Source organism: Foetidibacter luteolus (assembly GCF_009650435.1).
Taxonomy (GTDB): Bacteria; Bacteroidota; Bacteroidia; order Chitinophagales; family Chitinophagaceae; genus Foetidibacter; species Foetidibacter luteolus.
In genome coordinates this window covers 1-24021 of sequence record NZ_VVIP01000047.1, presented here as the reverse complement: position 1 = coordinate 24021, position 24021 = coordinate 1, and the positions used below count along the sequence as shown (strand labels likewise).

Annotated in this window: 21 protein-coding genes; 10 read left to right on the top strand and 11 right to left on the bottom strand. The window is 42.7% G+C overall.

Annotated features, from left to right (window positions below; all coding sequences use genetic code 11):
• Positions 1-19: 19 nt before the first annotated feature.
• The 8 genes from F0364_RS14615 (at position 20) to F0364_RS14580 (ending at position 7845) form a co-directional block, all read left to right on the top strand.
• Positions 20-913: a glycosyltransferase family 2 protein gene (locus F0364_RS14615; RefSeq protein WP_153798534.1), complete on the top strand. Its 894-nt coding sequence runs from the start codon at positions 20-22 to the stop codon at positions 911-913.
• Positions 914-928: 15 nt separating this feature from the next.
• Positions 929-1090: a hypothetical protein gene (locus F0364_RS14610; RefSeq protein ID WP_153798533.1), complete on the top strand. Its 162-nt coding sequence runs from the start codon at positions 929-931 to the stop codon at positions 1088-1090.
• Between the two features lie 231 nt (positions 1091-1321).
• Entirely contained in the window at positions 1322-2545 is a 1224-nt protein-coding gene (locus tag F0364_RS14605) for a glycosyltransferase (protein WP_153798532.1), read from the top strand.
• 21 nt (positions 2546-2566) lie between these two features.
• Entirely contained in the window at positions 2567-3670 is a 1104-nt protein-coding gene (locus tag F0364_RS14600; RefSeq protein ID WP_153798531.1) for an acyltransferase family protein, read from the top strand.
• Between the two features lie 9 nt (positions 3671-3679).
• The gene (locus tag F0364_RS14595; protein ID WP_153798530.1) at positions 3680-4702 is read left to right on the top strand and encodes a hypothetical protein; all 1023 of its coding nucleotides are present in this window, start codon (positions 3680-3682) and stop codon (positions 4700-4702) included.
• Positions 4689-6044: a flippase gene (locus F0364_RS14590; RefSeq protein ID WP_153798529.1), complete on the top strand. Its 1356-nt coding sequence runs from the start codon at positions 4689-4691 to the stop codon at positions 6042-6044. The genes F0364_RS14595 and F0364_RS14590 overlap by 14 nt, the downstream gene beginning before the upstream one ends.
• 49 nt (positions 6045-6093) lie before the next feature.
• Entirely contained in the window at positions 6094-6939 is an 846-nt protein-coding gene (locus tag F0364_RS14585; RefSeq protein WP_153798528.1) for an alpha-1,2-fucosyltransferase, read from the top strand.
• Positions 6940-7026: 87 nt separating this feature from the next.
• Positions 7027-7845: a class I SAM-dependent methyltransferase gene (locus F0364_RS14580; protein WP_153798527.1), complete on the top strand. Its 819-nt coding sequence runs from the start codon at positions 7027-7029 to the stop codon at positions 7843-7845.
• Between the two features lie 508 nt (positions 7846-8353).
• On the opposite strand, the gene F0364_RS14575 is transcribed toward F0364_RS14580, so the two are convergent.
• Positions 8354-10396 carry a tail fiber domain-containing protein gene (locus F0364_RS14575; RefSeq protein ID WP_153798526.1) on the bottom strand — a complete coding sequence of 681 codons (2043 nt, stop codon included), beginning with the start codon at positions 10394-10396 and terminating at the stop codon, positions 8354-8356.
• Between the two features lie 739 nt (positions 10397-11135).
• Between F0364_RS14575 and F0364_RS14570 the strand changes: the two genes are divergently transcribed.
• Together F0364_RS14570 and F0364_RS14565 are read left to right on the top strand one after the other, a co-directional pair.
• Entirely contained in the window at positions 11136-11567 is a 432-nt protein-coding gene (locus F0364_RS14570; protein WP_207632684.1) for an RDD family protein, read from the top strand.
• A 35-nt stretch (positions 11568-11602) separates the two neighbouring features.
• Positions 11603-12757: a DNA topoisomerase subunit B gene (locus tag F0364_RS14565; RefSeq protein WP_153798524.1), complete on the top strand. Its 1155-nt coding sequence runs from the start codon at positions 11603-11605 to the stop codon at positions 12755-12757.
• 264 nt (positions 12758-13021) lie between these two features.
• Here F0364_RS14565 and F0364_RS14560 read toward each other — a convergent pair whose 3' ends face one another.
• From F0364_RS14560 to F0364_RS14515, 10 genes are all read right to left on the bottom strand, one after another.
• The gene (locus tag F0364_RS14560) at positions 13022-14290 is read right to left on the bottom strand and encodes a carboxypeptidase-like regulatory domain-containing protein (protein ID WP_153798523.1); all 1269 of its coding nucleotides are present in this window, start codon (positions 14288-14290) and stop codon (positions 13022-13024) included.
• Between the two features lie 43 nt (positions 14291-14333).
• Positions 14334-17072: a carboxypeptidase-like regulatory domain-containing protein gene (locus F0364_RS14555; RefSeq protein ID WP_153798522.1), complete on the bottom strand. Its 2739-nt coding sequence runs from the start codon at positions 17070-17072 to the stop codon at positions 14334-14336.
• Between the two features lie 328 nt (positions 17073-17400).
• The gene (locus F0364_RS14550; protein ID WP_207632683.1) at positions 17401-18738 is read right to left on the bottom strand and encodes an amidohydrolase; all 1338 of its coding nucleotides are present in this window, start codon (positions 18736-18738) and stop codon (positions 17401-17403) included.
• Between the two features lie 513 nt (positions 18739-19251).
• Positions 19252-19620 (bottom strand): hypothetical protein, encoded by a 369-nt coding sequence (locus F0364_RS14545; RefSeq protein WP_153798521.1) that lies wholly within the window; start codon positions 19618-19620, stop codon positions 19252-19254.
• 574 nt (positions 19621-20194) lie between these two features.
• Positions 20195-20665, bottom strand: a complete 471-nt coding sequence (locus F0364_RS14540; protein WP_153798520.1) for a cyclophilin-like fold protein — start codon at positions 20663-20665, stop codon at positions 20195-20197.
• A 7-nt stretch (positions 20666-20672) separates the two neighbouring features.
• Complete coding sequence (locus F0364_RS14535) at positions 20673-21170, bottom strand: cupin domain-containing protein (RefSeq protein ID WP_235921115.1); 498 nt, start codon at positions 21168-21170, stop codon at positions 20673-20675.
• 22 nt (positions 21171-21192) lie between these two features.
• On the bottom strand, positions 21193-22299 hold the full coding sequence (locus F0364_RS14530; RefSeq protein WP_153798519.1) for an alpha/beta hydrolase: 1107 nt from the start codon (positions 22297-22299) through the stop codon (positions 21193-21195).
• A gap of 18 nt (positions 22300-22317) precedes the next feature.
• Positions 22318-22893 (bottom strand): DapH/DapD/GlmU-related protein, encoded by a 576-nt coding sequence (locus F0364_RS14525; RefSeq protein ID WP_153798518.1) that lies wholly within the window; start codon positions 22891-22893, stop codon positions 22318-22320.
• Between the two features lie 161 nt (positions 22894-23054).
• Complete coding sequence (locus F0364_RS14520) at positions 23055-23639, bottom strand: hypothetical protein (protein WP_153798517.1); 585 nt, start codon at positions 23637-23639, stop codon at positions 23055-23057.
• A gap of 243 nt (positions 23640-23882) precedes the next feature.
• Complete coding sequence (locus tag F0364_RS14515) at positions 23883-24017, bottom strand: helix-turn-helix domain-containing protein (protein ID WP_235921121.1); 135 nt, start codon at positions 24015-24017, stop codon at positions 23883-23885.
• Positions 24018-24021: the final 4 nt, after the last annotated feature.

Sequence of the window (24021 nt, the reverse complement as noted above, 5' to 3'; positions counted from 1 at the left end):
CATAAAACAAAAGCCCGAAATGCAACCCTTAGTTTCTATCATCACCCTTAACTATAATCAAACGGACACCACCTGCGAATTCCTGGAATCAACCAAAAAACTGGAATACCGGAATTTTGAAATTATTGTAGTTGACAATGCCTCTAAAACAGATGGCACCGCACAAATAAAAGCTTCTTATCCGCAGGTTACAGTTTTAAGGAGCGAGGTTAACCTTGGTTTTACCGGCGGTAATAACCTGGGCATCAAAGCCGCCAAAGGAGATTTTGTATTTATCGTAAACAACGATACCGAAGTAACGCCCGACCTGCTGCACAAATTGATTGAGCCTTTTGAGCTTGACCAATCCATTGGCGTGGTAAGCCCGAAAATAAAATTCTTTTATCATCCTGATGTTATACAGTACGCCGGCTTTACAGAAATGAACATGTATACCTGCCAGAATGCTACGGTAGGCAACAAACAGCAGGACAAAGGCCAGTTTGACTTTATGTCAACCACGCCCTGCGCCCATGGCGCAGCCATGATGGTAAAGCGGGAAGTAATTGAAAAAGTTGGTATGTTTGCAGAGAATTTTTTTCTATACTACGAAGAAATAGACTGGAGTACAAGGATAACCAGGGCAGGCTATAAGATTATTTACCAGGGTTACGCTACTATTTACCATAAAGAATCCATTTCGATAGGTAAGCACAATGCACTAAAAGTGTACTATCATACACGTAACCGTATTTACTACATGCGCCGGAATGCGAAGAAAACCCAGTTAATCACGTTTTTTGCATTCTTTACCTTTTTAACCATCCCTAAGACGACCGTTAAATACATATTCAAAAAGCAGTTTGAACATTTACGATTCTTTTTCAAAGGAATAGCGTGGAATTTTCAAACATCAACCGTTTCTCCACAATAAACCTGAACATTTATTATGAAACAAAAAGCAAACTTCATCACAGCCGGTATACACATGCTGGTACAAATCCTTCTTAAGGGTAAGCCCTCATACCGGCTTATTACGGTGCCCCATTACTGCGGCCCCAACATTTCCACAACTACGCAAGGCATTGCCGCCCTGAATAATAAACTGTAACTTTGGGCATCTGCCGGCAACCACTAACCGTTTAACAGACCTGGTTAAAAAAATTATGCTGTTTATGAATAAGCAACATGCAGGACATATGCACCTGTAAAAACCGCTGATTCATAGAAAAGCACCCTATAACTTTTTTAACCGGTACTTTCTTAACACACCGCACTGTTAACCGTTGTTCGCCCTAGCGCATGGCAGCTACTGCTATTAACAACATTCCTAAAAAGTTGTATGGAAATTATACTTAAAGCGATTAATGTTCTGCTATATATATCGCAAATATGGCTGATGAGCTACTTTGTAATAGTTGTGATATTTGTAATTGCGGATATATTGAATGTACGTTTAACCAAAATACCTGCGTGGAACAAACCCCAGGAAAAAAATTATTCATTCGCGGTTATTGTTCCCCTGCACCAAAATATTGACTTCCTTGAACCCATTCTTGATTCGCTGCTAAAGCAACAATACAGGAATTTGCATTTTTTTGTAATAGCGGATGACTGCCCGGTTATTGACCTGCCCTACCAGGATGAGCGCATTCATATATTATATCCGCCAGCAGCGCTGCATTCTAAAATAAAATCCATACAACTTGCTTTAAGCAACATTGATGAACAAAAATTTGATGCCATTGCCATTTTTGATGCAGATAACCTTGTTCATCCTGAATTCTTCACGGTAATCAACAGCTACTTTAACAAAGGCTACCGTGCCGTTCAAAGCAATATTTTACCCAAAAACATAGATACAACATTTGCAAGACTGGATACCATTAACGACCAGTATTACAATTTTATCGACAGGTTATCACCTGCCCGCCTGCACCTTTCCGCACACATTGCCGGCAGGGGCACTGTTATTGATTTAAAAATGTACAAATCAGTATCCTATACCAACTTTTTTGGCGGCTTTGATAAAAAGCTTCAATGCGAACTAGCCAAAAAATATGTGATAGGTTACGCCCCGGATGCAAAACTGTACGACGAAAAAGTAAGTGACGGCAACAGCATGCAAAAACAACGCACCCGCTGGATAAACGCTTATTTCCGTTACTTTTCCGAAGCATGGAAAATATTCCTTCGCGGTATTGGCACGGGTAATTTCAGGCTCGCATTTTTTGGTTACAACAACATGAGGCCACCGCTGTTTATACAGTTCTTTGCAGCATTTGCCCTGTTTGCAACCAGCTTTTTTGTACTGCCTGCCATGTTGCTTCCGTGGACTGTGGTACTAACTGCCTACCTGCTAAGTTTTTTGTATATCGTAATATTTAAAAACAGTTTACTCAGCGTACGGCAATCGGTAAAAGCTGTAATGCAAATACCCCTGTTTGTAAGCCGCCAGGTAAGGGCTTTGCTGAACATAAAAAAAGCAAACAAATCTTTTTTACAAACCAACAATTACAAGGCTGTTTTTATTGACGATATTATGCAGGGTAACACTGCCAAATAACAAGCACAGCAACACAAGTACATGCAACCAGTTTTACAAAACATAACATCTACACAGAGCCAGGCAAGGCAGGCCACCAGGAGAAACTGGATTGACTATGCCCGTGGCATTGCAATTATACTTGTTGTGTTTAAGCATGTAACTGATGGCCTTGTAAATATGCAGGCCGATATTAACCTGGGGCCGTACGATTTCTGCAAACTGTTCTATTATGCACGTATGCCATTGTTCTTTGTTATATCCGGCATTTATATAAGAAAGAGTTTTGAAAAAAGAGGGCTCCCTGGTTTTATCCGTTACAAATTTTCAACCATTTTATACCCCTACCTGGTTTGGGCAACCTTGCAAATAACTTTTCAATTGGTAGCCAACCGCTACAGCGTGGGGAATACACCCCGAACAGCACTGGATTACCTTTATCTTTTCTACCAGCCACACCAGCTTGACCAGTTTTGGTTTCTGTATGTGCTGTTTACAGGTGCGGTACTGTTTGCCTTACTCCAGTTTTATTTCCGCCTGGGTAAATCCGCCATGCTGCTGGTGGGAACAGCCACCTATATATTGTTTTACTACTTACCGGCAGATTTCTTTGTTTTCGGTATAAAAACCGTTTGCAAATTCCTGTTCTATATAGCATTGGGAGATGCAATTGCACGTACGATGCTGAAACCTGAAAATTTTGACAAATTTTCTTCCTTAAAATTAACCGCTATTTTTATAGCACTGTTCGCAGCGTTAAAGCTGGTGATGAATGTTTACGAAGTTCCCGAACAGGAAACAGACTTCTTTAGTCTGCAGAACGCATTGCTCCTGCTATCTATATTCAGCGGTATCGCAATGATACTGAACATATCTTTTGTACTGGACAGGTTTAACCTTCTGGTGTTTCTACGGAAAATAGGGAAACACTCGCTGTACATTTACACCATGCACATTATTATTAACGGCATAACACGTGCTATACTCTTTAAAATTGGGTTAAGCCAATATCCCAATATCGCATTATACCTGGTTACAGCATTTTCCATTGGTTTACCAATTTTACTGTACAAATTATTTAATCAGTGGGGGCTGTGGTTTTTATACACACCCCAGAAAAAAACCCAAAACGCCTTAACCGTTTAAAACACAATTATGCGGGCAACCATCCAAAACAAAGAATCATTATTATTCAGGCTTACCAATAAAGCCTTAATGCTTTTTACACTCTTAAAGCATGGCAAACTGCCATTTGAGCTTAAGTATTTTTACCGCATTACCTACATGTGCGAGTTAATTCAATTAAAATATCTCATCAAAGATTATGTAACCAAAAAGCCCTATAAAACCATCTCTTTCAGTGGGGAGTTTGCGCCGGAGATAATGTATGTGCTGCCTTTTGCGTACTGGCATTACAAAAACGGCACCCTTCAAAAAACCGAGGGCGCCAAATTTACCAAAGAGCTGTATTTCTTTTCTCCCAATCATGAAGAAGTGTATGATGTACGTACGGGTGAAGGCAATTACAACTACGAAACACCCAGGATTCTTTACAGCCACGATTACGATATCAGCAAATGGGAGCCGGTGCCTTTAAAAGCTACCTATAAAAATGATATTTACGTGTATGATAAGCCCATCCTGATTATTGCCAACCGCTACAACGAAGAATGGAACGGCCCCCCGATCAGCTATTTCAGCAAGCCCATCCTGCATCATATGATTAATAAGCTGAAACATGATTATACCATCATCTACAACAGGCCGAGGCCGCACCAGATTACAGGCGACAATAGCGACATATACGACCTTAACGAATATGATGAAATACGGGAAACACACCCCGAAGTAATACTGATGGAAGACTTGTTTAAAGAGAACAAAGGCAAAGCCAATAACTTTAACCACCTGCAGTTGATGGTGTACGCCAATGCGGATCACTTTATCTCCATACATGGCGGCACTGCAAGCTTCGCCAGTTATTTTGGCGGCATTAACCTCATTCTTTCCAAAAAAGGGCCGGAGCACCAGTTCGGTTGCTTTCAAACTATCTTCCCGAAGCTTTCCGGCGCCAAAATACTACATGCAAAAACGGACGATGAGTTAAAAGAATACCTAGACCAGCATTTTGTAAAAAGCAGTGTAAAAACAGAAAAAAAGCAGCATGAAACGGTTTAAAGACCAATACTGGATTAAGTCGGGGTTTTTAACCGTGCTCCAAAACTTTTCGGGAGTATTGTTTGGCTTCGGCAGCTTCCTGATACTTGTAAGGCTGCTTTCAAAAGAAGACTACGGCGTGTGGGTTTTGTTCATGACTGCCATTAACATACTGGAGCTTGCCCGTAACGGCCTCATACAAAATGCACTGGTAAAATTCCTGGCGCAAACCAGCAAAGAAGATGCACCCAAAGTTATCAGTGCCTCTTTTACCATAAGCTGGGGCCTCACAGCCATCTTCATAATGGCCAACTTTCTATTTGTGCCTTCGCTGGCCAATATGTGGCATTCCCCCAAGTTGGTCAACATGTTTTATCTCTATAACATCGTTTTCCTGCTTACCGGAATTTTAAACCAGTTCAATGCCATAGAGCAGGCTCACCTTAACTTTAAAGGTGTTTTTCTAACTAATTTCATCCGGCAGGGCAGCCTTTTTGCATACATCGCTTTTTGCAGTGTATTCAATTTCCATACAGAATTGCTTTACCTGGTCTATGTTCAAATATTCAGCGCGGTAATCAGCACCGCTTTAGGGTACTTCCTGGCACGGCCCTACCTCAGGAACCTTTCTTACAAACTTTATCCTGAGTGGGTAAAGAAGCTCTTTAACTACGGCAAATATTCGTTCGGTACCTCTATCAGTTCCATTATTTCAGGTTCTATAGACCAGATGATGCTGGGCGCCTACCTTGGCCCTGCCAAAGCAGGGGTTTTCAATATCGCCATGCGCATTACCAACCTGATAGAAATACCCATTAACGCGGTTTCAACCATTGTGTTTCCCCAGAGTGCCAAACGTATAGAATCAGAAGGAAAAACAGCCATCAAATACCTGTACGAAAAATCGGTTGGCAGCCTTTTGGCTATACTTATACCTGGGTTATTGTTCCTGTATTTTTTTGCTGACTTTGTAGTGGTATTAATCGCTGGCGAAAAAAACGCAGAATCAGTACCTTTACTGCGGGTAACCCTTTTATACTGCCTGATGATTCCCTACGGCAGGCAGTTTGGAACCATTCTTAATTCCATTGGAAAAACCAGGCTAACATTTTACATGGTTTTGTTCAATGCCCTTGTAAACATAGCGTTCAATTATTTTCTTATCCATCGCTGGGGTATTATAGGCGCCGCTTATGCAACGCTTTTCAGCAACATCAACGGCTTCATTATTGCCCAGGTTATCTTAAAGAAAGAATTGAACATCAGCCAACGCAATATTTTGTTGTATGCTGTAAATTTTTACCCGGAGTTTTTCAAAAGGTACATTAAAGCACCTAAAGCTAAACTTCACGCAAACCCATAAAAACGTAACAAACAACCCTGAATAATTAATAACTTTTAAAAACCACCGCATGGTAGCCATACTTTTCAAAGGCAGACTTGGCAATCAACTGTTTCAATACAGTTTCCTGCGCTTTATGAAAGCGCATAACAAGGGAAAGATTTTCTTCTTTCCCAACCCCCACCACGCTTACCTTACCAGGTATTTCGAGCTGGGGCTTTACAACGATTTAACTATCGGCTCTAAACTGTATTCTATTTTCACGAGAATATTTTTTAAGCTGGTAAAGTTTAAGCCTGTGTACGTGCACAACTTCTTTGGCCCTAAAAAATTCAAGGCAAAGAATTTTACAGTATATGACGGTTATTACCAGTCTGACTGGTATTTAGACAACAACCCGGAAAAATTCGAATTCAAAATCAAGAAAAAATATACCGACAAATTTGACCAGGAATTTGGAGAAATCTTCCGTAACAATAAAACCATAACTGTTCACATTCGCCGTACAGACTATATGCACTATGGCAAACGCGATATCTCCTTACCCATAGAATATTTTCAGCGCCAGTTAAACGCCATCCCTAACCTTGACAGTTATAAAGTATTTTTTGTAAGCGACGATATCAAGTATGTAAAAAACGTATTTGGCGAAAGAAGCAATTTCATCTTTTCGTCCAATAACGAAATCACAGACTTCCAGATCATCAAAAATGCGGATGTAGCCATCATTTCCAACAGTACGTTTGCCTGGTGGGCAGCTTATCTCTGCGATAAAAAGAATACCGTTATCGCACCCAAAAACTGGCTGGCCTTCAAAATTGGCCGTGAGCACCCCAAAGGCATCATGACAAAAAAATTCACCTGGGTAGACGTTTACCCGGAAGTAGCGGAAACAGCTTCAGCCGTTGTATCTTAATATTTTGTAACCTGTTACTGCACCATAAAACCAAAACAACCAGTTAAAATAACCACCACTTTAAACACTCCTAAAACATAAAGCAACATGAGCGACACAACCATAAAACTCGACTTCGGATCCTCGCAAATGCTTACCAGCGAAAGAATGAAAAAAAACCCGGCACTTTCAAAATTCCTCTACAGTGTTTTTGGGTACACCAACGTTGGCAACTGGGCCCGCAGCCTCGTAGTTATTAAACTCTTTAAAAAGCTGCCCCTTAAAAGCTTCAAAAAAATACTGGATGTAGGCGCCGGCCTTGGCGAGTTTTCATTCATGCTTTCAAAAGCGTTACCTGAAGCGCAGATAACTTCACTGGAAATATGGCAGGAAAGGGCCGACATACTGGAGAAAACCAAAGCACAGGGCAATTACAACAACGTTACCATTTACCGTGATAAGATTGAAACCATGGAAGGCAATGGCACTTACGATTTCATTTTTGCCATAGATGTGTTTGAGCATATCTACGAAAATGAAATGCCTTTTAAAGGCTGCTGGGATAAGCTGAAACCCGGCGGTTACCTGATGGTTAAAATCCCCAACATCAAACAACTTACTATACTTCCTGAAAAATGGTTTGAAGAACACCAGGACTGGTTGCACGACGAGCATGTTGGACAGGTGTACGATCTTGATGGCCTGGTAAACAGGTTTAAAAAAGAAGGTTTTTCCATTGTGCATGCCTCCAATTCCGACGGCTGGTTTTCAAGGCTGGGTTGGGAAGTAGGTTATCTTAGCCGCAAAGGTGGCTCGGCCATACAATTGCTAACACTACCTTTAAGCAAATTGTTCATACGCATAGACAGGCTGGTGGCCGGCAAAAAAACAGGTAACGCCATACAGGTAATAGGCAAAAAACCATAAGTATTTACATAGCTCAATCACAGTACAAAAGGTTGCCATAACAGGCAGCCTTTTTGTTTTACGGCTGTTACAAAAAATATTGTATTCTGCAAATACAATTGGGGCTTTCGGCTGTTGTGTTAACATGGCAGCTTCTGTTCCGGCTTTTCACTGCAACTCCGCCGCAAGACCTTCCGCACCAGCCTTCAGCGGGGTTTCCGTTTCAATCCGGCAGCCATTCAGCATCATCAATTCTACCCGGCAGGCATTCCCCCAATGTATAATCATTGGGTAAAAATTATCATTCACGGCCCCACTCCTAACCGGGCTGAAAAGCTGCATAGCGAACAGAACGTACAAGAGTGCGACGCAACGAAGGCCTCATAGATGTTCCTGCAGCCGGGCTCATAATAACCCCCGTCAGGGGATGGGGCTTTCCTGCAGCCGGCCCCATAAAACTCTCTACCAAAAGCATGCTGTATGCATTAAAGAAAACGGGCTGCCGTTTAAACAACCCGTTACTTCTATTTTACCTGGCCACCGTCATTTTTCTTGTGGCAGCTACTTTGCCATCGGCCACCAAAACATACCTGTATATTCCGGCCGCTACATTGGGCATAGTAAAATTTATTCTTCCCGCTTGCTGCATGGGCAAAGGCATTTGCCTTATCTTTTTGCCAGACAGGTCGTACACGATGATGCAGGCGGAGGAGAACTTTGATGGAATATCATAGTCTATAACCGTTGAGCCGCGGAAAGGGTTTGGAGAATTTTGCAAACGGGGTTTAGTTGTTATTTCCGCACCTGCCGCCGGCCATTGCTTAAGCAGTAATGATTTTATATCTGCCAGCTCGTTTTGCAATAGCTCATTCTGTTGTGCAAGCGCATCATTACGCTGAGACAATTCCTGCACCGCTTTAACCAGGGGCACCACCAAACGGCTGTAGTCAATAGCATAATTATCGTTATCGTTCTGTGGCGTGTACAAACCATTGAACACATACCCTTTTTGCTTACAAAGCTGCTCAATATCCTGCGCAATAAAACCAGCCTCTCTAAGCCTGCTCTTTTCTTGCAGCCTGCTTTCGTATGCTTCCCCGGTTTGCAATGCTTTTACACGGGGAAGGTTTCTTTTTAAAAATTCATCATAGCGCTTATAGTTCATGTTGTAGGTAACCGGGCGCAGGTTGTTAATAAAATCAAGCCCCGGCACATCATTGTCCCGCACAGATTCTTTAAACCGCCCGTCGCTAACAATGGTAACACCACCGGTTGTTGCCAGCACGGTTGTAGATGAACCCAACTGAATTTTATTACTGGCATTTACTACCGCGTTGGCGCCAATAGCCGTTGCGGAAACAAGGTCTCCGGCGCTAACATCCGCATTATACCCAAGGGCCGTATTGTAATTGCCCGTGGTATTGGTACCAAGTGAAAAATACCCGGCCGCTGTATTGCCCGTGCCGCTGGTGTTTATGCGCAGGGCACTGTAGCCTGCGCCAACATTGTGGTTACCGTCATTATTGGCATTAAGTGCAAAGGCGCCTGCCGAAGTATTGGAGCTGCCTGCTGTATTTTGAGCAAGCGCCAGGTAACCCAATGCAGCATTATCATTACCGCCTGCATTTAACTGCAAAGTGGCATAACCATTGGCGGTATTGTTGCTTCCGGTGCTGTTAAGCCCCAACGCGGAATAACCTGTAGCAGTGTTGTTATTACCTGTGGTATTTGAGTTTAACGCGTATGCACCCAGCGCAACACCGGCTGTACCTTCAGCGGCGGAAGCAAGTGCATAGGCCCCCACCGCTGTATTAAGAAAGCCTGTTGTATTGGAACGTAACGCAAAAATGCCGAAAGCGGAATTGCTGCCGGAGGTTGTGTTGGAATACAGCGCCTGGTAACCGAATGCGCTGTTATCGTAACCGGAAGTGTTTTGATAAAGCGTTTGCACCCCGGCCGCCGTATTCTGGTTGCCCTCGCTGTTAAGCCCGAGAGCCTGGCTGCCTAAAGCTGTATTAAACGAGCCTGTACTGTTAGTGGTTAAGGCAAGATAGCCAGACGCCGTATTGTTACTGCCGGTGGTAGTAAAATACATTACACGGTAACCTACTGCTGTATTGTTTTCTGAAGGCCCTGTAGTGTAAAGCGCCCTGTGCCCAACAGCGGTATTGTACCTGCCTGTGGTTAAAAAATTAAGGGAACGAAGCCCCAGGCCCGTATTGCCGGTGGCAGTGGTTACCTGGTCGAGCGAATAAAATCCTATACCGGTATTGCCATTGCCTGTGGCGGCAGGGTTGCCCGCATTAGGGCCGGCAAAAAAATTATCAGTGCCAACGCTGTGAATGGTGAGGGCGCCTTTATAAAAAAGACCGTTGCCCAGGTACAAATTCTTCCAGGTGCCGGCATTACTGCCAAGGTTAAAAGTATTGGCGGCGTTGGGCAATAAATCTCTGTTAACAGCCGTGGGATTGGTTAAGTTGGAAAGCGACTGATTGGCCTGTGCATACAAGTTGCCCGGGTGCATGGCTATGGCCAGGGCACAAAGCACAGGGGCGTAAATACTTTTGTTCATAAAGGATGATTTTTAGGTTTACGGCATTTACCAAGGTTAGCCTGGTTTACACTAAAGGGAACGGAGCATAGCAAGAGGTATAAAGCATACAGGATGAATGCCGGCTGGTGCGTACACGCAGTTACGCTGTAATGGCAAACATTTTAACCTGCTTAACGGGGGAAACTCGATTGTAGTGAAGGAGAGGCTACAAAGATACAACGCCACCCTTGCGAACACTTCAGGGGAAGAGAAATTTAATTAAGCGTTCGTGATGGGCTAAAAACCAGCAGGGTTAAGGCTGCTGCGCATCATACAATTGGGCCATCGTAAAATCATATGGGGCTTTCAGCTACAGGGTGTCAATGCAGCAACAGTTCCGGCTTTTCACTGCAACTCCGCCGCAAGACCTTCCGCACCAACCTTCAGCGGGGTTTCCGTTTCAATCCGGCAGCCATTCAGCGGTGGGATTGCTGTTGTGCTTTTCCCGCAGGGTAGTTTTTGTTTCTGCCACCTGCGGCAGCAGAAACATCTAACCGAAGTAACTTAGCCTACCATGATAATCAGGCTTCCTTCTACATGTTTCTTGAAGATTGATGAACATCATTTTCCCATCCGCTAAGCCGGAAAATACCGACAAATAGGAAGAGAATATCCTATTTTTGGAAATACGCAAAAGCGGGGGGACGATAGTTGTTATCTAACACCTCCAAACATTGCCAGCATAAGATTTCTACCTAAACAAAATAATTTATTTAACTTGACAAAATCTTCAGTTAATTATAGTACAGGTTTAAAGCGTTTTATTGCGTACCTGATTGACTTTCTTATTTGTATTCTGTTATTTTGGGGATATGCAGAATTGTTTTATAAAAAAACAGGCATACGAACATATCAATCCATAGGCATTCCTCCAGTGATTGCGTTGCCATTGATCATGTTTGCATATTACAGCTTACAAGAATATTTTTTTCAACAAACAATTGGAAAATATATTTTTAAATTGAGAGTCATTAAAATAGACCACTCCAAGTTAAAATTTGCAGACCTTGTAAAACGGCACTTTTTTGATTTTATTGAGTTGTTACTTTTTCCAGCTATAATTCCTATTGTTTTAGAATTAATAAACAAGAAACAACAGCGTCTTGGTGATATGTTCGCCAAAACAAGGGTTGAAAGGATAACCAAATAATACTGACGGAACAATAAAAAATCCTGTTAAAAGCAGTGGAATCCAAAACTCAAGAGCGTGGTTCTGTTGTAATAATTCTAAACCCCTTGAACAAACAGAAACGCCTTGAATTTGACACTAAACTTAAATGGATTATGCAAAACCTCGAAACCTTCACATGTAAGTGGAAAGAGCACATACGAAAACGCCCCGGCATGTACATAGGTGACATGCATTTCACAGGATTTAAACATATGTTGGAATATTTTTTCGAAGAAATTTTAGAAGATTGCTCAGAAAACCTAATTCTTAAAATTGATTTTTTTAAAGGGAATACAATTACAATTAAGCTTATAAATGCAGATACAAAAAAATTTCTCTTAAGAATCGAAGAACTTCAGTCAACTGAGAACAAGATGCAAAGTTTGGGTATCCATATTCTTACGACGTTAAGCTCTGACATTTCAATAGCCATAAACGATCAGCCTAACTTGTTGGTTTTATATGGCCAAAAAGGAGATTTCAAGATTGCAGCTACAACATCACAAAAGAAAGAAAAAAACATTGTAATCACATTTACGGCAGACAAAGAAATCTTCAAAGATTTTGAATTGGTCTACGAGCACATCAACACTTTTTTACGCCAGTTTGCATTGTTAAATCAAAATTTAAAGATTATTAGTACCGACAAAACAACTAATGAGCTCCAAAGAAATATTTTTTGTTACCCTACAGGTATTTTTAAACAACTTGACTATTTAATATCACAGCACCCTTACTGTCTTTCCTCATTGAGAATTGATATCGATGCCGAAATTGACAACTACATATATAAAATTGGAATTTCTTATGTGAACATTTGGTGTGACATGCCGCTTATAAAAACTTACGCAGGAAATATTGAAACACCGTTAGGTGGTTCTTTGAATGAAGGCATTTTAAATGGGTTAATTTTATCAATTAAAAAGATCGCACAAAAAGAAAGCATTGAGATTGTAATAAATCGAAAACTGGTAAAGAAACAGTTAGTGCTTATTGCAGTTGTTAAAGGCAAAAACTTTCAATTTAAAGGAAGTACCAAGACTAAGTTGGGCATGCCCAAAGTAAAAAAAGATGTAACACAGCTTGTATATGAACATATGAAAAATCACTTTGATACTAACAAAAATACGACAAGCTATATTTTGAATAAATTCAAAAAATGGGAATAACCTTAGAAAAAAATCCACCAACAACTGAGGTTTCGCACAGTTAATCAATAGCGCTGAAACCTGTGTTTATCAATCGGTCAAGCATTACCTCACCCTATCCCAATAACGTTCCACCCTAAAACTTCTGCCACCTGCGGCGCCAGAAACAAAGGCGATATGGTGGAAAAAGCCCCACAGAGAATCCAACCGTACAAGAGTGCGACGCAACGGCAGTTTAATGCTTGTCCTGCTGCCGGGCTCATAAAATTTCTTCTTCTTTTGGGGCTAAGGATAATACTCGTAGGGCAGTTTGGTTGCAAGTTTTTCCCACCAGCCCCAAAAACCATTGATGAACAGGTCTATGTTGTTAAAATAACCGTTCTCGTTTATCTCTACCGGTATTTGCTGGGTTAATGTAAGTTCTGTAACAGGCGGCAGCGAATTTAGTTGCTGCTGTACGGAGGATTTGTCTAACACATTGTTTTCATTAAGCCGGTTGCGGTAATTGTAATATTCAACTGGCTCCTTAAGCTTTTTGTGCGTAACCTGCAGCGTTTCGTTAAAGAAAAATATTACTGTACCGCTGTCTGTTTTACTGGTAAAAGAATCTATGGGCAGTAATTCATCATGAAACCTTTTTACCTTGTCTTCCTGTTGCAGAATTTTGCGGTAGTACCTAAGTGAATCCCTCGGGTAAGATTTTTCCACGGCCTTTATAATATTCTTTTCTTTCATGCCACTGTTGGCCGTTTTCAGTTTTATGTAGCTGGCTTTATATAGTTCCTGTATGCGCAGCTTTTCCAGGTTTGGCTTTCGCTCAATTAACCGCACTTCAAAACCGTCCTGCGCATAATCACCGGCATATAACCGGCGCATAAACCGCATCAAAGACAAATCGTACACATCCGACCTGTTCTTCTCCCACTGCTCCATTTCGTCCCTTTTACCATCCATGGCTGTAAAGAATGAATACACCTGGTAATCTACCTCGTTGCGGTTAAGGTCGTAGGAAAAATCATTCAGTTCCAATGTTATCTTGTAGCCAAGGGCCCGGTTTTCAATGATCAGTGGCTCATCGGCAAATGCCTGTAATAGCCCTGACTGCTGGTTGTGCACAAAATGTACTGCCTGTGTGTTGGTTATTTTACAGTACTGCGCATACACAGATTCGCCAATAAAAGTATTGCTGAAAAGCGTACCCCATTTTTCCCAGCCGTCTTTATCATATTTTCTGATAATTACTTCTTTTAATTCTGCCTCCACAGGCTTAAGGCGAATGATTAACCTGGTACTGCGCAGGGCTTTAGGCACCGTTTTTAAGCCGGTGGTAAAATTTACGAAAGAAGCGGCCACTTTAAAAATGCCTTTGGGCAGCTTACTGAGCGTAAACTCTCCGTTATGGTCTGCAACCGTTCCAATGCTGGTGTTGGGAATAAATACCGTTGCGCCCGGCAATGGGTCTCCTTTTTCTGATACTACCTTGCCGGAAACCTGGTCCTGGCCCAACATTTTAATACACAGCAGCAGCAGCGGTAACAATAAAATGTGCTTCATACGCTCATGCAAAATTTGCTGTAATGGAGTAACTGTACCGTTTTTAGTTTACCTGGTAATGGTATACTGACCTGGCCAGTTGTCCGTTTTCGGAAATACCCTCCAGTATTATGCTATATGTGCCTGTTACATCAGCATTATAAAATTTTACGGCAGCCTTTCCATATTCATCTGTAACAATATCAGGTTTCCAGAAGATAGTGCTTCTTGCATCGGCGGTGCTTACAGCGGGTGTAACGCTATAATCCGGCGAATAAAAAACACGGGGCTGGTGGTATGCCCTGAAAGAACCGGTAAATACGCGTTTGGTATCTTTCTGTAAGCCCTCATTATAATCTATACCACCCTTCTTTGTTGTAATGATAAGGATGCCACCCCTGCCCCTCTGGCCGTATGAAGACAAATAATTTCCGCTGCGCAATACCTCAATACTTTGAATACTTGACGGCGGTATATTATCAAGGGATGCACCACCCTGCCTGATGTTCATCTCCATGCCATCCAGTATAACCATCATGGGAGAGCCCATACCCAATGTAGAGAATGGAACAATGTTCATGGTATGTGACTGTGAATCCAGCAGCATTTTAAAATAAACACCCCGTAATTTACCCTGCAGGCAGGCGCCAAGATCGTTACAGGTTCTTAAATCCATGTAGGTAAGTACCTGGTCTGCCTTGCCCGGGCCATTCAGGTTGGCCGAGGGGGCAACCGCTTCTTCTGTTTTGGATAGGATTTTACTTTTTACCACTACCTCTTTTAACCCTCCTGCGTTTTTTGAGGCAGCGGTACGCATCTTTTCAAATTCAACCACTTCCACGGGCAGGGGCTGTTGTGCAGCCTTCCTCAACATCCTGCTACGCGGCATACTATCTGGCTGCAAAGGTGTTAAGGCCGGAAGCTGTTCTAACTCAACTGTAAGGTTATCGTTACCGTTTATGTCTTCTGCCTGAACAATGAACGGGATACTATCCCCTGTTACATCAAGGTCTGCAAAAGCAAAGCTGCCTGCCGCGTTGGTAACGGTATCCAGCATAAAACCACTGCCGGCTTTAGAGATAAGCCTTACTTTACCGCCCGCAACAGGGTTGTTGTTCGTATACTTTACACTTCCGCTTACGCCAAGGCTCTTTTCGGCTTTATAAGTTAATGCCGGAAAGCGGCCGTACAAGATATCCTGCCAGGCAAACCGCCGCCATCCCTGGGTTAACATCAGGTTATCCAAATCTTTTGCCGCCTGCAGCCCCGGTGTGGTAAAATAATAGCTAGGGCTTTCTATATAGCCCTTCAAATCAGATGCGAGCAGCAGGTTTGACAGGATTGTTTTTTCACTTGCCTCATCAAAATCCGTATGAGGCCTGCTGGTTACAGCTACGGAAAAGCTGCCCGTTACGGGGTTACCCGCTTCGTCCAGCGCCTGCAACGATAACTGTACAGCCTCCCGTTTAGCGTAAGCTTTCTTATCCGTGTTTATCGTAGCCTGCAATACATCGCGGTGGTTAACAAACAGCAGGCGCTCTGCCAGTGGGTTAAGCGCAGAATCGAAAAGGGTAAACTGCACTATACCTGTAGGAAACTTTTTTTTGGAAACAAAGCCGCTGTAGCCGCTTGGGCCCAACATTGTTTTTGCCACATACTTAATGCTGTTATTACTTTGTGCCACCAACAGCACCGGGTAGGGCAACGAAATATTAGCCGCGGAAATCTGCACCCTGATGATATCATCATCACCGTTATCCAAAAACAATACGCATCCCTGGTCCAGTGGCTTGGGCAGCTTTACTTTCTGCCTGCTGCCATCGGCATAATTTACCAACGCATAATAATCATTACCCGCAAAGGGGGTTATTTCAAAACTGCCTATTCCGCTGAAACCGGATTTGAATGAACCAATTTTTTTATCAGAATCATTAAAAACATCCCCCGCAACATCTATACCCAAACCATCGGCACCCAGCGCTTTAAAACCCAGTTTTGAATGCAGGCCATACACAAGCTGGCCGCCTTCGGGCAAAAATGATATAACCGGTTTCTTATTGTTATCCAGGGTTACGTTAACCCTACCTGTAACGGCATTTTTAGCGCCGCCGTTTGCATAGGTTGCCAATTGCAGTTTTGAGGTAGATGTGAGCAGCGATGCCGGCACCGTAAATTGCACTGTACCGTTTTTACCGGCCGCAGCCTGTCCTTTTTTTACTTCCTTACCATCCAGCAGCAATTGATAGTTAATGTTGGTTAATGTATCGCCAGGGTTGGCCAGCAAAGCCTCTATAATGGCAGTGGATGTATTGCCGCTGTCGGCCCTTAGTGTGGCTTCTGCAACCATACCGGAATTTATAACTTCAACAACAGGCACGGTTTTGTAAAAGAAGTACCGGGCATCAAAATTGCGCATCCAGGTAGTGTAGGCACGCAGGCGGAAGGCTGCGCCTGTTAGTGGGCCCGGCACGCTGAAAGAGCCCCAGGCAATGCCATCCCAAACGGGCAGCGTAAGCGATGAAACAACACTGTCGCCCATGTTCATTACATCAACGTACATGATGTTGCTGGTAGCGGAAGGCGTGTTATTTTCCGCATCAACCAGGTAGGCTTTAAAATAGATGGTATCGCCGGTAAAGTACCAGGATCGGTCTAAATGAAGATGAATTTTCTCCTGCCGGTAAATACCGCTGAATTTCTGAAGATTACCAACCAGCAGTTTAGGGTCCCGCTCAGCCCCGGTAAACAGCCACGTAATGGCAAAAAGGCCAAGCAGGGTTAGCAGCCTGCGTTGTGTTATCAAGGTTAGTTTTTCAATAAAGGCGAGCAAGGGAATGAATTTGATTAGGGATAGACGGATTAATTGTCTGCGGGGTACTATTTACTAAAGAATATTCATTGCAACTAAAGCCACGGAAAGCTGCATGCTACAGGTATGTTTTCACTAATATGGGAGTTTGAACAAAAAACATGGGGGCAACCAGGCCCAATAAGTCACTAAGCCCAGCTACCCTGCGGGAAAAGCTGCATAGCGAATCCAGCCGTACAAGTGAGTGACACAACCCAAGCCCCATAGCAGTACCTCAGCCGGGCTCATAAAAAATACTACGGTTCATTTAACCGACATGCGGTTATTTGGCATTCATGTCCATATAATCCAGTACAAGGCCGCACATAGCTTTTATACCGGTGGAAAATGCACTGTCATCAATCATAAACTGCGGCGTATGGTGCGGGGCAGCCGCAGCGGGGTCTTGCCCTTTGGGCATGCCACCCAGAAAGAAGAACAGGCCGGGTACTTTTTGAACATAAAAAGCAAAATCTTCTGCGCCTGTATTGGGCACGGCTAACTGCACATTGTCTTTGCCGGCAGCTTTTTGCAGGCTGGGCAGCATGGTGGCCGTTAAAGCCTCGTTGTTGTAGGTTACGGGATAGTAGTGTTCGTAAGGTAACAGCACTTCGGCAGAGGCGCCCGCAGCTTCAGCGGTTTTGGTGGCAACCTCCCTGATACGCTTGTACACAAATTTTTCATCCTTGTCGCTAAAGGTTCTTACCGTGCCCAGCATTTCAACCTTTTCTGAAATAATATTGTCGCGGTTGCCACCGTGTATGGAGGCAATGGTTACAACGGCAGGGTTTTCAGAAATATCTACATTACGGCTAACGATGGTTTGCAGGCCGTTAATGATTTGCGCCGACACAACAATCGGGTCAACAGAAGACCAGGGCTTGGCGCCATGAGAGGGCTTGCCTGTTACCGTAATTTTTACAGTACCCACAGCAGCCATTGTACCACCGGGCCGGTACGCTATTTTACCCACTTCCAGTTGCGAATTAAGGTGCAAGCCAAATATAACATCCACTTTAGGGTTATCCAGCACACCCTCGGTTATCATTAACGCTGCGCCGCCTTTTTCACCGGGAGGCACGCCTTCTTCCGCAGGCTGAAAAATAAATTTAACCGTACCCTTCAAGTCTTTTTTCATGCCTGCCAGTATTTCCGCCACGCCCATCAGCATGGCTGTATGCCCATCATGTCCGCAGGCATGCATAACACCTGTTTCTTTACCGTTATAGTTAACCTTTACTTTAGATGTATAGGGCAGGTTGCCTTTTTCTTCAACCGGCAGTGCATCCATATCGGCCCTGAGGGCCACTACAGGGCCGGGCTTGCCTCCTTTTAAAATACCTACGACACCTGTAACGCCCACTTTTGTTTGTACTTCTATGCCTAATGATTGCAGGTGTTTGGCAACTATTTCAGCCGTGCGGAATTCGCGGTTGCCCAGCTCCGGGTTTTGGTGAAAATCCTGCCGCCAGCCAATTACCTTAGCCTCTGTTTTGTTAACGGCGGCGCTAATTACCGCAGTATGGTTAACGGTTTGCGCTAAACTGGCATTTGTTGTAGCTACCAAACAGCCTATCGCCATACAGCAAATGGCACCGGTAAGCATGGGTATTTTTCTCATTACGTTTATTTGTTGGTTGATGGTTGATGGTTGCGAATTTTAATGGTTGCACCTTGCACTGTCAGCAGTGCGGAGTTATTTCATTCTGTTTGGTAAGATAACTGTATAATCTTTTCCTTTTGCATAGCGCAGCAATTTTATTCTGCCGGCTTTAAGGTATGTACCGGGCAACTGCCTTGATTACAATTTTACATACTGTGGAGAATATGGGATGAGCGAATGATTCATACTTACGGCTAAGGTATTGAGACTTTTGGGGCTGTGGGCAGCAGGAACTTTTTGCAGCACCTGTTCCGGCTTTTCACTGCAACTCCTCGCCGCCTTCGCTATGCTCCGGCGGCTGCGGGGTTTCCGTTTCAATCCGGCAGCCATTGGGCGGTGGGATTGCTATGAGGCTTTGATCATAAGGAGTATTGTGCTTGAGCAGTCCGGAGACTGCCTCTTATTTAAAATCTAAAGAGCTGCTTAACGCTAACTCTTTGGATAGCTTGGGAACCGCCATGCTATGTAGTATTAACTTTTGAACTTGCTTTTTAATATAGATTCAAACAGAATAAACTCTTTACCTTCTGGCAATACATAAATTTTCCGATTGCGTCGAACATAAGTGCCATTACTGTAGTATGTTTCTGGTGCGTCTTTTCCCAAGAAAGTTATTTTGTACCTCCCTGGAAACTTTGCATCGGATGTCTCCATAGCGTTAAAAAGTTTTCTTATGCTGTTAACCGTATCAATATTGTGAATTAATAATGTATCTGTCCGCTCAAAATTGTTCAAATCAAAAAAAACGATTTGAACAGCCTCTATATTTCGTGACTTGCATTTCGTAAGAATAAAACAAATACTTATTAAGATAATAAGTGACACTAATTGCAGGCGCATTGTTCATTAATTTTTCCTTGATGTATACTTTCCCTGAATAAATCTATTATTTCATTTCCACATAATGCCGCCAAATACTTTTTCCGCAACAGCCTCCAGAATTTTTGCAGCCGCAGTTCCGGTTTTTCACTGCAACTCCTCACAACTAACTCTTCGTGGTTTCGGGGTTTCCGTTTCAATCCGGCAGCCCAATGTCATTAAGTTAAGAAGAAAGACATTGTTCTTTGCGCCGTAGGTGCTACATGTTTGTAGAAATAGCATACAACAAGGGAATTATGCCGCATAGCGGCTACCCTTAAGCGACGATTGGATAGCCACTACGTGGCATCCGTTCATCTAAAATGATCTTGTTTCTACAAACAGGAGGCCCCGATGGGGCTTAACTTAATGACATTGTCCGGCAGCCATTGGGCGGAGGGATTGCTATGGGGCTTTGATTATAAGGGGTATTATGCATGGGCAGTCCGGAGACTGACTCTTATTTAAAATCCAAAGAGCCGCTAAACGCTAACTCTTTGGATAGCTTGGGAATTTTTATTCCTCGGCGAAATTGCATGTTAAATAGTGCTACGTTCTACTCCAATTCGAAAGTAACAGAAACATTTCCTGAACCAAGGGCATTCGCAAGCCCCGCCTCGTTATCAATACGTCCAATCCTCGTATAGCTAAAGGATGTAGAAAATGTTTTGTAGAAAAGTACCAAAGTGTTAGAACCATATAACATCAAATCGCCGGTTTGGATGCTTCGCGGATTAGATGCATTGGCAGGAAGACTGCGGGATAAATCATAGTATTTCTCATTGCCGTTCAGCTCTGCCATACTGACAGTGATCGGCAGCATGGATTTGAATGCATTCGCTGTTGAATTGTCGTAGAGTGTTGCAGTGAAATTATAGGATCCAATTTTGATATTCATTTTACTACCGTTTGGATTTACATTATCGTTATTGTTCGCGGTGGCCGGTGCATCACTATCTTTACCACAAGATGTGCAACTTGTGACGATTGAGATTGCGCAGAGAACGAGTAAGAGTAATTGTTTCATAGAAATCTTACTTATTTTTTTCCTGGTTATTGTACTCTTCATCTAAAACAGGCTGTAACCATTGAACAATCCCTTTTTCTGTATTGGGCATAATGTACAATTGTTGCAAACCGCCTTCAGGACTTGCACCATGCCAGTGTTCAACATTGGGCGGGCACTTTATAACATCTCCTCTTTTAATTGTTTGCCTGGGCTGTCCTTTTATCTGATGATATCCGATGCCATCTGTTATGATCAATATTTGCCCTGCCGGACGTATATGCCAGTTGCTTCTTGCACCAGCTTCGAAATAGACATTGCCTGCGAGAGTGTTGTACAAAGTATCATCGGCAACTAAACCATAATGCCATGCTTTTCCTGAAAAATTTTCTGCCTGGCCCAATTCTCCTTTTGGAAAAATGCTTTCAACTTTGTTATCGTTTGCCACCGTCTTTATTTTTTCTGTACAACTGATGGTAAGTGCAGAAAACATCAGGATGGCTGAAATCAACGGCACTTTCATCATGTTACTTTGTTTTATTGATGAACTATTTTCTTTTCGCTGAAACCGCGCTTTTTTCCTTTGCTGCTTGAGTAGTTTTAGCCACTTTCAGGTATTCTTTGAAAAAAGCTTCCAGTTTATCAAATGGTATTATATCTTTTTTATCGTACAAATCAACATGAACGGCTTTCGGAATAATCATCAATTCTTTTGGTTCGGCTGCCGCTTTGTAAGCATCTTCGCTAAAATAACGGGAGTGCGCATTTTCACCTGCTATAAGAAGCATGGGCCTTGGCGATATTTCTTTAATGTAGGTGAGAATTGGCATATTCATTAAAGAAATTGAACTGGTCATTGTCCATGCAGCATTTGAGTTAATTGATCTTAAATGAAATCCCCGTGGTGTTTTGTAATAGTTAAAATAATCTTTTACAAATTGCGGTTCATCACCCTGCAATTTTTCGGGTAAATTAAATGGAGAGGGGGCAGGCGTTCCCTGCTGTGCATCCTGCCATCGCTGAATGGATAATTGCTCCAAAGTTTTGGAGCGTTGCCCTGGTGTTACAATATCATTATATCCTTTTGATGTAACTCGACACATATCATACATACTTGTGGTGGCAACTGCTTTCACCCGTTTATCTACAGCGGTGGCATTTAAAGCAAAGCCTGCAAATCCACAGATGCCAATGATACCAATGCGGTCTCTGTCAACATTTTTTTGGAGGCCCAAAAAATCAATTGCGGCACTGAAGTCTTCTGTATTGATGTCTGAAGAAGCTACATTTCTCGGTTCACCACTGCTCTCACCGGTGTAAGAAGGATCAAAGGCAAGCGCAACAAAACCACGTTCTGCCATTTCATTTGCATACAATCCTGACGATTGTTCTTTCACCGCACCAAATGGACCACTGATGGCAACTGCTGCTAAAATTTTGCCGCTGCTGTCTTCTGGAAGGTATAAGTCACCGGCCAGTGTAATTCCATAACGGTTTTTGAAGGTTACTTTTTGTCTTGTTACCTTATCGCTTAACTGAAAGGTGTAATGTTCAGTTTGCTTTGTTTTTTTCATTTCGCTTAATTTATTTGCCTGGCCAAAAACCTGTCCTAAAAAAAGGAAGGATACAATTGCCAATACTGTTTTCTTTTTCATTTGTCTGATTATTTATGATTACTCAATTACCCTAATCATTTTTGCAGGCACACCGCCAACAACTGAATCCGCGGGCACATCTTTCGATACAACGGCGCCCGCCGCTACAACGGCATTTTCACCAACAGTAACACCGGCCAATATGATTGCACCTGCACCTATCCATGCATTTTTTTTGATATGAATACGACCGGGAACAAGCGATTGCCTGCCCTCGGGTGAAAGCGGATGACCTTCTGACAGCAAACTGACTTTAGGTGCGATAAGTACACCATCTTCAATAGTTATCCCTCCCAGGTCAAGAAAAACACAATCGAAGTTGATAAATACGTTTTTACCGATTTTGGTGTGCTTACCGTAATTGATATGCAATGGTGTAAAAACATCAACACTTTCGTCAATTTCTGAGCCTGTGATTTGACTTAGCAAGTGCCTGACCTCTGTAGGATCGTCGGCGTTGTTTAATCGCACCAATAACTTCTTTGTAGCAAAAGAAGCTTCCTTCATTTTAAAGGCTTCAGGGTCATTCCCCGTAATTATTTCCCCGTTTCGTAACCGTTTAAAAATGTCTTTAGAATGTTCATTTGATATCATACCACAAAGGTCTCACGGTAAATGCAACCGGTGGTAACGATAATCAAACCGATAATTAAGAATTTCAAACAATGACTGCGAATATTCAGCATAGTAACTTGCAGGATGCCTGGTTTTGAATCTAATATCAGGGACAAGGGAAATAGAAAACAATTCATTCGTTACAACGCAACGTATCGTTCGCCAAAAGAATAAGTTAAAGTGACATTCCACACAAAGTCTTTTCCTGAAATATCCGTTTGAATTGCGTTGTTAATAATAGATGAAACAGAGAGCGGGAAATTCCGCCTGGTTAATGTAAATGCTGAAGTAAAATAAAATCCATCGCCATCATCAACATCAAGGTAATACACTTGCGGAGTTACCATCATAAAAAACTTGTCACTGAGCTTGATGTTCGAAAAATTAGCATTGACGGTAATAAAGTTCAGCAATTGGTTTGCGCCGGGGTCTAAGCCGCGGGAATGGAGGTAATACATGCCCACACTGATATTTTCAGCGAGTGAGTAAGAAGGCGCCAGTTCTAACACTGCATAACGGTCAACGACTTTCACCTCATTTGTGTCGCTGTTTAAAGTATGTATGGCATTTTTGAAATTCAGCCCGGGGTGAGTGCCTGCGGTCATTTTAAACTTACCGGTATTTGCTAATTTATACCTGAACCAAAAAAGAAAGTACCAGGGTTTGCCTTGCAGCGAGAAGGCGAATTCGGGTTCAAAACTAAGTTTGCTTTTCCCCGCTGACATATTGAAAATTGCAGCAGGCCTGTTTAATGAAAAAGAAGGAACCAATGAAATGCCATTGTTTGTCACATTTGCAGAACCTGAAAAATGACTGATACTTTTTGTACTGTCAATTTTTTGGCCAAATGAAAGGCAAGCATTTCCCGAGAAAAAGAAAAGCAGCAGCAGGGTTTTCTTTTGCATGCACGAAACTACACACGCACATATACCTACTGTTAATGATTATCAAACCAATCATTAAGAATTTCAAGCAATCTGTGCCCGCAATGCTGTGGGAACGGTGCCGGTTAATCTTTTAAAGTAATTGTTGAAGTAAGTGGGATATTCAAAACCAAGTGCATAAGCAATTTCGGCAATCGTAAGGTCAGTATGCTGCAGCAATGCT

Coding starts and splice junctions, on each gene's coding strand:
- F0364_RS14615 (WP_153798534.1), top strand. CDS start 20: ATGCAACCCTTAGTTTCTATCATCACCCTTAACTATAATCAAACGGAC.
- F0364_RS14610 (WP_153798533.1), top strand. CDS start 929: ATGAAACAAAAAGCAAACTTCATCACAGCCGGTATACACATGCTGGTA.
- F0364_RS14605 (WP_153798532.1), top strand. CDS start 1,322: ATGGAAATTATACTTAAAGCGATTAATGTTCTGCTATATATATCGCAA.
- F0364_RS14600 (WP_153798531.1), top strand. CDS start 2,567: ATGCAACCAGTTTTACAAAACATAACATCTACACAGAGCCAGGCAAGG.
- F0364_RS14595 (WP_153798530.1), top strand. CDS start 3,680: ATGCGGGCAACCATCCAAAACAAAGAATCATTATTATTCAGGCTTACC.
- F0364_RS14590 (WP_153798529.1), top strand. CDS start 4,689: ATGAAACGGTTTAAAGACCAATACTGGATTAAGTCGGGGTTTTTAACC.
- F0364_RS14585 (WP_153798528.1), top strand. CDS start 6,094: ATGGTAGCCATACTTTTCAAAGGCAGACTTGGCAATCAACTGTTTCAA.
- F0364_RS14580 (WP_153798527.1), top strand. CDS start 7,027: ATGAGCGACACAACCATAAAACTCGACTTCGGATCCTCGCAAATGCTT.
- F0364_RS14575 (WP_153798526.1), bottom strand. CDS start 10,396: ATGAACAAAAGTATTTACGCCCCTGTGCTTTGTGCCCTGGCCATAGCC.
- F0364_RS14560 (WP_153798523.1), bottom strand. CDS start 14,290: ATGAAGCACATTTTATTGTTACCGCTGCTGCTGCTGTGTATTAAAATG.
- F0364_RS14550 (WP_207632683.1), bottom strand. CDS start 18,738: ATGAGAAAAATACCCATGCTTACCGGTGCCATTTGCTGTATGGCGATA.
- F0364_RS14545 (WP_153798521.1), bottom strand. CDS start 19,620: ATGCGCCTGCAATTAGTGTCACTTATTATCTTAATAAGTATTTGTTTT.
- F0364_RS14540 (WP_153798520.1), bottom strand. CDS start 20,665: ATGAAACAATTACTCTTACTCGTTCTCTGCGCAATCTCAATCGTCACA.
- F0364_RS14535 (WP_235921115.1), bottom strand. CDS start 21,170: ATGATGAAAGTGCCGTTGATTTCAGCCATCCTGATGTTTTCTGCACTT.
- F0364_RS14530 (WP_153798519.1), bottom strand. CDS start 22,299: ATGAAAAAGAAAACAGTATTGGCAATTGTATCCTTCCTTTTTTTAGGA.
- F0364_RS14525 (WP_153798518.1), bottom strand. CDS start 22,893: ATGATATCAAATGAACATTCTAAAGACATTTTTAAACGGTTACGAAAC.
- F0364_RS14520 (WP_153798517.1), bottom strand. CDS start 23,639: ATGTCAGCGGGGAAAAGCAAACTTAGTTTTGAACCCGAATTCGCCTTC.